10 protein-coding genes and 4 pseudogenes are annotated in these 11,131 nt (G+C 40.1%); 6 read left to right on the forward strand and 8 right to left on the reverse strand.

Annotated features, from left to right (window positions below; all coding sequences use genetic code 11):
* A pseudogene (locus C1A47_RS17185) lies at window positions 1-162 on the reverse strand (IS6 family transposase); the annotation flags it as partial.
* A gap of 152 nt (window positions 163-314) precedes the next feature.
* On the opposite strand from C1A47_RS17185, the gene C1A47_RS17190 reads away from it, so the two are divergent.
* The 3 genes and pseudogenes from C1A47_RS17190 to C1A47_RS17200 all read left to right on the forward strand — a co-directional run.
* Window positions 315-563: an AbrB/MazE/SpoVT family DNA-binding domain-containing protein gene (locus C1A47_RS17190; RefSeq protein ID WP_111896246.1), complete on the forward strand. Its 249-nt coding sequence runs from the start codon at window positions 315-317 to the stop codon at window positions 561-563.
* On the forward strand, window positions 563-892 hold the full coding sequence (locus tag C1A47_RS17195) for a type II toxin-antitoxin system PemK/MazF family toxin (protein WP_111896247.1): 330 nt from the start codon (window positions 563-565) through the stop codon (window positions 890-892). Before C1A47_RS17190 ends, C1A47_RS17195 begins: the two co-directional genes overlap by 1 nt.
* Before the next feature lie 303 nt (window positions 893-1,195).
* Window positions 1,196-1,690: pseudogene (locus tag C1A47_RS17200) on the forward strand (helix-turn-helix domain-containing protein); the annotation flags it as partial.
* A 53-nt stretch (window positions 1,691-1,743) separates the two neighbouring features.
* On the opposite strand, the gene C1A47_RS17205 reads toward C1A47_RS17200, so the two are convergent.
* The 7 genes from C1A47_RS17205 to C1A47_RS17235 form a co-directional block, all read right to left on the reverse strand.
* Window positions 1,744-2,379, reverse strand: a complete 636-nt coding sequence (locus C1A47_RS17205) for an SDR family oxidoreductase (protein WP_111896248.1) — start codon at window positions 2,377-2,379, stop codon at window positions 1,744-1,746.
* Between the two features lie 206 nt (window positions 2,380-2,585).
* Window positions 2,586-3,686 (reverse strand): MBL fold metallo-hydrolase, encoded by a 1,101-nt coding sequence (locus tag C1A47_RS17210; RefSeq protein ID WP_111896249.1) that lies wholly within the window; start codon window positions 3,684-3,686, stop codon window positions 2,586-2,588.
* Window positions 3,687-3,915: 229 nt separating this feature from the next.
* On the reverse strand, window positions 3,916-4,833 hold the full coding sequence (locus tag C1A47_RS17215; RefSeq protein WP_111896250.1) for an alpha/beta hydrolase: 918 nt from the start codon (window positions 4,831-4,833) through the stop codon (window positions 3,916-3,918).
* A 37-nt stretch (window positions 4,834-4,870) separates the two neighbouring features.
* The gene (locus C1A47_RS17220) at window positions 4,871-5,797 is read right to left on the reverse strand and encodes an alpha/beta hydrolase (RefSeq protein WP_111896251.1); all 927 of its coding nucleotides are present in this window, start codon (window positions 5,795-5,797) and stop codon (window positions 4,871-4,873) included.
* Between the two features lie 351 nt (window positions 5,798-6,148).
* A complete protein-coding gene (locus tag C1A47_RS17225) occupies window positions 6,149-7,054 on the reverse strand; it encodes an AraC family transcriptional regulator (RefSeq protein WP_111896252.1) in 906 nt (301 codons plus the stop codon).
* A 338-nt stretch (window positions 7,055-7,392) separates the two neighbouring features.
* Window positions 7,393-8,289 carry an AraC family transcriptional regulator gene (locus tag C1A47_RS17230; protein ID WP_111896253.1) on the reverse strand — a complete coding sequence of 299 codons (897 nt, stop codon included), beginning with the start codon at window positions 8,287-8,289 and terminating at the stop codon, window positions 7,393-7,395.
* Window positions 8,290-8,314: 25 nt separating this feature from the next.
* Complete coding sequence (locus tag C1A47_RS17235; protein WP_111896254.1) at window positions 8,315-9,466, reverse strand: NADH-dependent flavin oxidoreductase; 1,152 nt, start codon at window positions 9,464-9,466, stop codon at window positions 8,315-8,317.
* A 637-nt stretch (window positions 9,467-10,103) separates the two neighbouring features.
* On the opposite strand from C1A47_RS17235, the gene C1A47_RS17790 reads away from it, so the two are divergent.
* The 3 genes and pseudogenes from C1A47_RS17790 to C1A47_RS17250 form a co-directional block, all read left to right on the forward strand.
* On the forward strand, window positions 10,104-10,202 hold the full coding sequence (locus tag C1A47_RS17790) for a hypothetical protein (protein ID WP_205669604.1): 99 nt from the start codon (window positions 10,104-10,106) through the stop codon (window positions 10,200-10,202).
* A gap of 442 nt (window positions 10,203-10,644) precedes the next feature.
* Window positions 10,645-10,908 (forward strand): annotated as a pseudogene (locus tag C1A47_RS17245) (DUF4172 domain-containing protein); the annotation flags it as partial.
* A gap of 61 nt (window positions 10,909-10,969) precedes the next feature.
* A pseudogene (locus tag C1A47_RS17250) lies at window positions 10,970-11,131 on the forward strand (IS6 family transposase); the annotation flags it as partial.

The raw sequence follows: 11,131 nt of genomic DNA on the forward strand, positions 1-11,131 counted from the left end.
ATAACGTTGAACCCAACGATAAATCGTGGTGTGATCAACATTCACACCACGTTCAGCAAGCATTTCCTGAAGTTCACGATAGCTAATGCCATATTTACAATACCAGCGCACGGCCCAAAGAATGATTTCACCCTGAAAATGTCGACCATGGAAAGGATTCATATGCTGAACTTTTAGCTAGAAGGATATTTAGCTTATCATCAATGACTATTTGCAACAGTGCCGTTTTTCTTACCTGACGGGTAGAATAAGATTGACTAATTTCTTTTTTATCAGATAATAGTTATATGTTTATATAACTTTTTGAGGTGCGTATGTTACATACCAATCTACGTAAAGTTGGTGGATCAATCATGTTGGCTGTGCCACCTACTTTATTGAAAAAATTAGGCTTAGATGCGGGTAAAACAGTTTCACTGGATGTCAAAGATGGAAAGCTCTTAGTTGAACCTAAAAAGAAACCCTCATACAAACTCGCTGATCTTCTTGCTGAACATGAAAGTTTGAATCTCGAACAAGATGCTTGGAATGATATGAAGCCAGTCGGACGAGAAGAGATCTAATGAATCGAGGTGATATTTATTTAATTTCTTTAGATCCAACATTGGGGCATGAACAGCAAGGGAAGCGTCCTGTATTGATCATTTCACCTAAGCCATTCAATCTTGTGACTAAAATGCCGATTGTTTTGCCGATTACTTCAGGTGGACGTTTTGCCCGTAACTCAGGTTTTGCTGTTGAAGTTATTGGTGGCAAAACGACAGGTGTTGTACGCTGCGATCAACCTAGGGCTTTAGACTTCGATGCTCGACATGCTAAATTTTTAGAATCAATCGACTCTGACGTTTTAGATGAGGTTGTGGCTCGTTTTAATGCCATTTTTGAAGAGTAACCACTATCAAGGCCAGCTAATCAAAATTGTGAAACAATGATCAAGAAGTAGGCGTGGAACAATCTAATTCACATAAAAAGCCCGAATCGTGAGAATCGGGCTAATACATATAACATAAGATACTGAAAAACAAAGAAATACTTAATGATGTTATTCCTAAGTAGAAATGTCCTATACAGACATTTCCAATGTCAAGTACAGGATTCAGACTTCGTTGTTGAACTGCTGTTTTCTGTGCACGTCTGCTTGGCATCTTTTGAGAATGTGTGATTCATAGACATCCTTTCAATATAATCGGTGTCTATGAATAGAGAAATACAACAACGACTCGTATGGGTTAAGTTATTTGAAGAAACCAATGATGCTGGCCTAGTCTGTCGGAGATGTGGCATTTCTAGACCAACGTTACGCAAGTGGTGGAAACGATATTCTGAGCAAGGTATTGATGGATTAAGTAGTCAGAGTAAATACCCATTAAAATCTCCAAATACTAAAGTCAATGCTGAGCTAGAAGTCTTAATACTGGAAATACGCTCGGCTAGAAATCTGGGTGCTCGACGTTTGCAAACAGAATTGATGAGACTGCATGGAGTTTCACTGTCCTTAGCGACTATTCATAAAGTACTATCCAACCATCAAGTAAAACTGATTAAAAAATTCCGTCGTAAAGTTGATTTCATTCGTTATGAACGCCCTCTACCAGGCGATAGAATTCAAATGGATACCTGTAAATTGGTTCCTGGTCTATATCAGTACACATCAATTGATGACTGCACACGATATCGCGTATTAGGCTTATCAAAATAATGAACAAGGCTAAAAATTAATCTTTAGCCTTAAAAGCTGTCACATTATAAAAAGTATGGCTTGTCAGCATCAGTATTCGGTTTGTTTACACCTAAATTTTTATGAGAGGCAAAGCTCGGGTCTTGAATAATTTTAACTACGAGTGCTGCAACACTTTTACGTGAAATAACGGTACCATTAAATTGTTGATCACGTTCAGTAGTCTCATAATCAATTTCATCTTCGTCCATGAGCCACGCTGCGCGTAAAATACTGTAGTCTAGATCTGAAGCTTCAAGCATATCCGCTGCTTTACGGTAAGGCGGTAGGTACATACCAATTTCTTTGGTATTCCACTCCCCAAACTTACCCGCGACCTCATCATAGATACCAAGTGAATTAATAAAGATAATACGTTGAACAGCTTGTTCATTCATGGCTTGAATAACGTTTTCAACTTGTAAATCAACTTCACCCGCTAAATTGACATAAACAATATCCTGCCCTTTTACAGCTTGATTTAACTGATTGATATTCAGAACATCTCCTTCAACCACATCAGCATTCGCAGGGATAGAATCACCTAATTTTTTAGCATCACGAACAAAAAGCGTCTGTTGAATATCATTTTCATTCGCCAACATGGCGACGACCCATTTCGCAATCTGTCCGGTCGCACCAAGAATTAAAACTTTTTTCATCACTGTCACCTTATATTTATTTCATCAAAGGAAAGAATGTCTAACCAATCTTTATCGTGATATTTAATAACAACCACAGAAGCGACATTCACCTGAAATGTCGAGATGTTTGCCTAATTTGACGAACTGTATTTGGACATAAATCTATTCAGGCAGAAAAAAGCCTCATACGAAGATGAGGCTAAGCGACGATTTAAAAAACTAGATTATCTCACGTCTTTCCACCACGCTTTAAAAGGCTGCTGATCATTATCAAGCTGAACCAACTCTCCAATCATCGGTGTCGCAAGTCGATAATTTCTAGATTTCGAATATTCTGAAATTCTAGTAATCGGTTCATACCATGCATGCTTAGCCAAACTGAATTTAGAATGGTGCACAGGAATCATATTACGGGCTTGAAGTTCCTCGGTTGCTTGAGCCACTTCATCAGGATGGCAATGCACAGATCGCCATGCAGGATCATATTGCCCATTCTCCATTAAAGCCCAGTCAAAGGGTCCATATTTCTTGCCAATTTCAGCAAAGTGTTTGTCATATCCACCATCGCCTGTATAGAAAATTTTTCGCTTTGAAGATTGAATTATGAAAGATACCCAGAGATGCTGTCCTCCAGCAAAGGCACGACCTGAATCATGATGGGCAGTTTCGGTAATAATGCTGATTCCATTACCGAAATCCATTTTATCCCCCCAGTCGGCTTCAATCAGTTTATTCTTTGGATATCCCCAATGCTCAAAATGCTCGCCCACACCTAGACCAGTCACCACCAGTTTTACTTTGTCTTTCAATTTAAGAATAGTTTCATAGTCTAGGTGATCATAATGGTCATGTGAGATTAAGAGATAGTCAATTTCTGGCAGATCATCCACCGTATAAATATCTGTTCCTTTATAAGCACGTGTGCCCCAAGGGAACGGAGATGCTTTACCACTCATGACAGGATCAATTAAGAACGTTTTACCGTCTAACTGCATAAAAGCAGATGAGTGACCAAACCAAACTAAAGCATCTTGCTCAGGATCAAATGCTTTCAAATTTGTTTTGACCGATGGTAGTGCTTCACTCGGTTCACGATTTGGAATTGATTTAAAGAAGGTCTTATAAACTTCAACAACGATATTAGAACCTTCGGTCATGCCTGGTTTTTCAATCAGATTACGAAACTTACCATTTTGAAAATTGGGAGAGTTTTGCACGAATTCCATACGTTGCTCTGTAGGATTTTTACCTAGCAGTGGATGTTGTGCAGTGATAAAACTTAGCATGATCAGTAGCACGACAAGGGCAGAAAAAGTAATCAACATTTGCTTAGCTAACCTTTCTATAAAATAAGGAGTACAAGAATTTTGATTATTATTGAATGTTACGCTGGTCATGGTTTGCCATTTTCTAGCAATTTATTGCCTATTCTGAGCGAATAGCGGCTAAGCCTCTGCTAAAGAACCTGAGGCAAATGAATAGAATGGTTATAACCTAGCATCAACAAACAGGTCACCTATTCGTGACCTGTTTGTTGACTTGAACCTTTAGAAATTAAAGTTTTGTCGTGAAAAATGGAACAAGTTGAGCGACGGCTTCATCAACAAAATTCAATTTGTCGTACAGTGACATATGGTTCGCACCATCGACTACATAGAGAGTTTTGTCTGTACTTGCAGCACGATGAATCAAGTCTTCACTCATCCATTTACTTCCAGCTTGACTACCCGCAATTGCAAGTAAGGGCTGAGTAAAAAATGCTTCTGCTTTGTTATACGCATCATACGTAATGATTTGGGTTAAGCTGCGCGCAGTTGCAAAACCTGGTGCATTTGGATGTTCTGCACGTGGAGTATGGTAGTACTCCCATGCCTCACGTAATTCTTCATTCGGTGCATCTTCTTCTTTCAATGGTGCAAGTGGAATCGTTGCAATTTCAGCACCACTCGCATCTGAAGTTCGAGCATCTGAACCTGCTTGAATATAAGGGATCGCATCTGCATCTTTCACATTGTTTTCCCAACCATTACGGAACATTTGCCCAATGTTTACCGCACTGACCATACCCACCGCTTTAATACGACGGTCATTGATGGCTGCATTTGCGGTATAACCTGCGCCTGCACAAATCCCCATCGCACCAATACGACTATTATCGACATAAGGCAAAGTTGTTAGATAATCAATCACAGCACTGACATCTTCAGTGCGGACATACGGGTTTTCTAACTGACGCGGCATACCCGTACTTGCACCTTGATACGATGCATCATACGCAATTGTGATAAAGCCATGTTCGGCAAGCTTACGCGCATATAGGCCAGCGGTTTGTTCTTTAACACCACCGCCCGGATGGCTCACCACAACCGCAGGATAAGTTTTGCTTTCATCAAAACCTTCTGGGAAGTTAATGACTGCTGCAAGGGTAATCCCCTGACCATTGTGATTCTGGATACTGATTTCTTTTGACATTTTCATATTCCTCTATTGAAATTTTTGTATTTCAAACTTAAAGATATGCTTTAAAAAATGGGATTACTTTCGCGAGTGCTTTAGCAACAGGTTCTGGTTGATCGTACAATTCGTAATGTGATGTATTTTCTAAAACCAATAGCTCTTTTTGTTTCGATGCGGCGCGGTGTATCACTTCATGACCATCGCGATAAGCACCAAAAGCTCCCGGCTTGTCACCGATCACCACTAAGATGGGTTGCGTTAATAAAACTTCAGCTAAGTGGAAGGCATCCCAACCTAAAGCCACACTCATGCGAGAAAACAAGGCACTGGTTGCACCATTCGGTTGCTGACCACGCGCGGTTTTGTAATATTCAGTCGCTTCAAGTGGATCAATATCGGTAATGCCCGCTTTTTTACCTTCTTCAACAGATGGTGGTAATAAGTTATTCACTAATAATTCTGCACCACGAGCTTCAGCAGTACGTTGTCGAGCAATGGCTTCAAGTCCTTCAATCAAAGCATCACCTGTGCCGCCATAACCTTCACGCGTCATACGGCCAAAGTTCACACCCGTAATTGAGGTCACGGCTTTAATACGCCGCTCTGTCATCGCTGCATTTAACACATAAGCACCGCCACCACATACACCTAATGCACCGATCCGATTTTCATCTACAAAATCTTGAGTGACCAAATAGTCCACGGCATAACGGATATCTTCGACACGGTGGTAGGGGTTTTCAATAAAACGGGGTTCACCACCACTTTCACCTTGGAACGAAGCATCGATGACCAGTACCACAAAGCCTGCATCCGCTAGGGCTTGACCATAAATATTGCCCGAAGTTTGCTCTTTACAGCTTCCGATTGGATGCACGCTGACAATGGCTGGATACTTTTTGCTTTTATCAAAGTCATTCGGAAAAAGGATGTTGGCTGCTGACTCCCAAGCTAGATTTTTATATTGAACCGTTTGCATATTGAATACCTCATTCAATGATTATGCTGTATAGCAATCCAATTTTTGATTGGATCTTTGTCTCTTCATGGTTTTAGTATAGATTGCGACCAGACCATAAAATTGCCTAAAACGACAAAGAGTTTGCCTATTTTGTTCACTTTTATATTTTCTATATATTTCATAAAGATAAACTCCATTACAGACTAATCATAATGGGGTTTGATGGAGCTTATAAAATTCCTGACATCTTGCCGTTTATGCACATCCGCTCTGCTTAAAGTAACAGTAGCAGAATTCAGTTCGATGTTTTCTATATTCAATCAGCAATACAATAAGCGGCTTTTCAGATTTAAAGTTTGATGAATACATTTATAGACTTTGACGCATACGTTGAATATCTCTTTGGGGCGACTCACCAAACATACGACTATATTCACGACTAAATTGTGATGCACTTTCATAGCCAACCATGCCCGCTGCTCTTCCTGCATCTAGATTTTGATTGAGCATCAAATGTCTGGCTTCTTGTAATCGAAGTTGCTTTTGATATTGCAACGGACTCATTCCAGTGACAGTACGAAAATGCTGCCTAAAAGCAGATGGACTCATAAAAGCTTTCTCTGCCAGTTCATCCATACGAATGGGTTGAATAAAGTTGGTTTTCAACCAACTGATCACTTGTTGAATCTTTTGGCTGGTGGAGCCTGATTTCACCAATTGACGCAAATAAATGCCATGTGGACCACTGAGCAAACGTACGATAATTTCTTTTTGAATCAGCGGCCCTAAATGCGGAATCATCGTTGGTTCATCGAGTACTTTAACCAATCTTAGAAAAGCACTAATCAAAGGCTCATCCGCATTTTCTACAGTAAATGCATGATGAGCATGATCAGACAATGCCACTGTTGAATCAGGCATATCGGCGACGACTTCATTCACCATTTGAGCATCGAGTAACAGTAATATCGCCAAGAAAGGCTGATGTAGAGACGCTTCAATGACATGCGATGTGACGGGTAAATCAATCGTGGTCAGCATGCTCTGTCCAGCATGACATGGATAGACCTGATCACCAATAATGACTTCTTTTTGACCCTGTAAAATAATGCCAATGCCTAGGTTATAAATACAATGGATACTTTCTGTTGGACGCATTCTGCTATGAAATGAAAATTCTGGAATCCCTGAAATATGATCACCTTCCACCTCAGCCAAACGCGAAACAGCTTGTGTAAGTTGATCTATATTTCTTTCAGAAAAAGTGCGAGGCATAAATATTCTAATCCAATCAGAAACTTAAATATTAAATTTAGTCGTCCTTTTCTTTTAAAGATGACCGCAATACAAGCTTAACTTAATAATTATCATGACGGTCTCATGCCGTAAATGTTTTTAACAACGATCATTTAAGAAAACTAATCATAAATTTTACCCAACCCACTTTAAATAATATAAAAATATGAAAATTTATCAAAGTCATTCGGAAAAAGGATACTGGCTGCTGACTCCCAAGCTAGATTTTTATGGGATGAAATGATCAAGTAAACAGAGAGCAGGAAACTAAAATAATATTTTGTTTCCCATACTAAAATTTTACCATCCCTGTTCCATCAAAAGAGTTTTAAGCTGCGCCTGTCCTTCTGAGGTGTAGCTCCAAATAGGCGGGAATATTCTCGACTAAACTGAGAAACACTCTCATAGCCAACCAAATCAGCGACATGTCCTACATCTAAATGCTGACTGAACATCAAATGCCGTGCCTGCTGAAGGCGCAATTGCTTTTGGTACTGTAAAGGACTCATACCCGTAACTTCACGGAAGTGATGTCGAAGCGTTGCCGCACTCATATAGACTTGATCGGCTAATTCATCCAGACGAATGGATTCAACAAAATTCTGTTTCAACCAATTCACCACATTCACTATTTTCTCACTCACTGAACCAGTTTTAACCAACTGGCGTAAATAAACCCCATTTACACCAGTTAATAAACGAATCAATATCTCCTGCTGAATGATCGGTGATAATTGTGGCAGCAATATCGGATCGTCTAGCAAAGCCACTAAACGCTGTACAGCTTCAATTAAGACATAATCAATTGGCTGTACTGCAAAAGATGGCTGTACTTGCTCTTTAAAATTAAGTTGTCCCATTTGGGTCGCCATTTTAGAAATCATGGATGCATCCAGTAAGAGCATCAGACCTAAAAATGGCTTATGACCTGCTGAGTTACGCGTATGACTGACCACTGGAATATCAATAGTGGTAATCATCGACTGTCCAGCTGAATAAGTCAGGATTTGATCTCCAACAACAACTTGTTTCTCGCCCTGTAATACTATTCCCAAACCCAAATTATAAAGACAATGGCTAGCACTCGGTTCAGAATGACGATGCAATGATAAAGCAGGAATCGCTGTTTTATGATCGCCATCCACTTGAATTAAACGATCGACCGTCTGTGCTAAGGATGTCAGAACATCTTGTGTGCTTTCATAATCAACCATAATCGCTCCTCCCCGCAAAACAGGATTAAACCTGCTCGATCTGACGTATAGGGAACCAGCCCTTTCTGAGTTTAATTTCTTGCCAGAGGTGATCTGGTATGTGTAAGTCAGCATTCTTCATTTCAAGCTGAAGTTCGGTTGAAATCAGATGAATTCGCTGAGTTTTTGCTAATTCAATCCAATTCGGATTCATCACCAGTGCTTTACCAATTGCAATCAATGGTAAGCCGAGTGCCAAAGCTCGCTCAGCTTGGTCTGGCGTTCGAATTTGACCTGCAGAAATTAAAGGAATCCGATGATTCAAATGTTTAATCACGCGTGTAATAGTCAGCTCATCATCAAGATGATCGACGGGTTTAGCATTCAACACATCAACCAATGAAACATGTAGATAATCAATACCTGCTGCAATTAATCGGTCAATCAACTGAAAACTGTCCTGAATTCTCAATCCATTTTCATCATATTCTTCAACCGACATGCGATAACCCAAAGCAAAGGGTTTCTGCGCATATTGTTGGATCACACGTTGCACCTCAGCCACGACAGCCAGTGGAAAACGCATACGATTTTCAAGTGATCCACCCCATTCATCGGTTCGTTGATTAAACAAAGGTGAAAAGAAATTCTGTATTAAAAAACCGTGTGCGCCATGCAGTTCTATACCATCGAAACCAGCTTCAATTGCACGTCGTGTGGTTTCACCAAATGCATGAACCATGTCCAAAATTTCTTCATGAGACAACGCACGACTCATCATCTGACTATCAACAAAAGAACCTGTTGGTGTCTTAAGCGTGCTCGCACTTACGACATCAGCATCTGGAATTAAATCAGGTATCGCTTTATTTCCAGCATGGAAAATTTGCAAGATTGCTGGTGCACCGCCACTTTTCGCAGCTTGGGCTAATTTCGCTAGACTCGGAATGAATCGGTCATCAAAAGCGGCAAACTCTTTGGTGAATCCAATCCCATTTTGTTGTACATGGGTACAGCCTGTAATCACCAATCCAACACCATTTACCCGCTGGTGCATATACGCTAATTCTTCCTCTGAAACGGTTCCGTCATGATTTGCCGACCATGTGGTCATGGGTGCCATAATCACACGATTGCGTAATGTAATATCTGCTGTTAGTGAGAAGGATTGGAATAATTGGGAATACTCTGTCGCCATGATTTCAATTCACAAACTTAATTTTCTAGAAAAAGTATAAATCGTGCGAATTTACTCAATTTGCCTAATCTGAACTGTTATTTGCCTAATCTGCTAAAAAATGATTCATTCAGAATGACGCAAAAAAAATTGGGAGCAACGTCCCGATTTTTTTTATTTCTCTTAGATTCTGTTGATAGAAAGGAATTAACTTATCCAAGGCAATTTTGACAGGTTCAGGTTTATCATATAAGTCGTATGTGACTAACCTTCTACCACGACCAATTCTCTATTTGCAACAGTGCCGTTGCAATCACCCGGGCCAAACCAAGTGCTATATTCCGGCTGATTCAAGAGCCCCTCGGAATTCATTACCGAACTCCTTGCCCCCAAATACCAACTGAATATCCTATCTGAAAGTTTTGCCAGTGAATATCGCCGAATCTTTAAATGCCCTGTTTGTACTGACGGCTACTTCAAAATGGCAGACGGCCAGTTGGGGAAGTTCTATCGTTGTAGTTCGGGAAGTATCTGCCGATCTAAGCCGAGAGTATGTGAATAATGTGGCTCACCTAGCCTAGACCAGCATGAGCACAGCATTTGTCAAAATCCGAATTGTCAAAAAGAAATCAAGATCTGTGATCAATGCGGTCGACCGATGAAATTACGTACCGGGCGTTATGGGAAATTCTGGGGATGTTCCGGTTATGGCATTCCACATGACCAATGCAAGAATAAGAAGAAATTCATGGCTTAAGGATAAAACTCACCTTTAGATCCCTGAGGTTGAAACACTGAGCATTCAGACCTTTCTAGAATGACAACCTTGGTGAATTTTTCTCTAATACTGTACGCCATATCTTACACGGATAGGGGGCATTGTCCCCTATTCAAGCTCGGCTAAATTTCTTATTCTGAACTCATTGAGGAACAGGAAGTTCCGGAACATCAAACAAAAATAATAAGTTCTCGCATCAGGATCGTGAGGGATGACAGGAGTTGACCCTAGACGCAAATACGGAAAAAGCCCCAACAGGATGTTGGGGCTTTTTTCTGTTATTTCTAAGTAGAAATGTCCATTTTAAAGAAGCTCAATCTAGATAAATATATGAGCTAATTAAATATCATATTTGGCTCAAATTTTGAGCCAAATATATGCTATATTCAACTCATCTTAGGTTTTTAGAAAGAGATTGAAAATGCAGGAATGGATTTGGCAAGCAGAGAACTGGACAAATTTCACATGGCAAGATTCAGTCATCTTACCTAAAACCAGACAGATACATCAAAAAATAGGATTTCTTCTTGGACAAAGTCAGCATGATTTAGCAAAAGAACAATTCACTCTAGATACTCTACTTGCCAATCTTGTTGCTTCATCAGCAATTGAAAATGAAACTATCAATGTTTTTTCATTGCGGTCATCTCTAGCTCAACGCTTGGGTGTCACGCTTGAACATCCGGCACTGTTGCAAATAGCGATAGATGATAAGCTAAATACCCTTCTAGCTAAAAGTTCAGTATATGAATCCTTTCCATGGTCGACATTTTCAGGGTGAAATCATTCTTTGGGCTGTGCGCTGGTATTGTAAATATGGCATTAGCTATCGTGAACTTCAGGAAATGCTTGCTGAACGTGGTGTGAATGTTGATCACACCACGATTTATCGTTGGGTTCAACGTTAT

Origin of the sequence: Acinetobacter sp. MB5, from assembly GCF_003261585.1 — a bacterium.
Lineage (GTDB): Bacteria > Pseudomonadota > Gammaproteobacteria > Pseudomonadales > Moraxellaceae > Acinetobacter.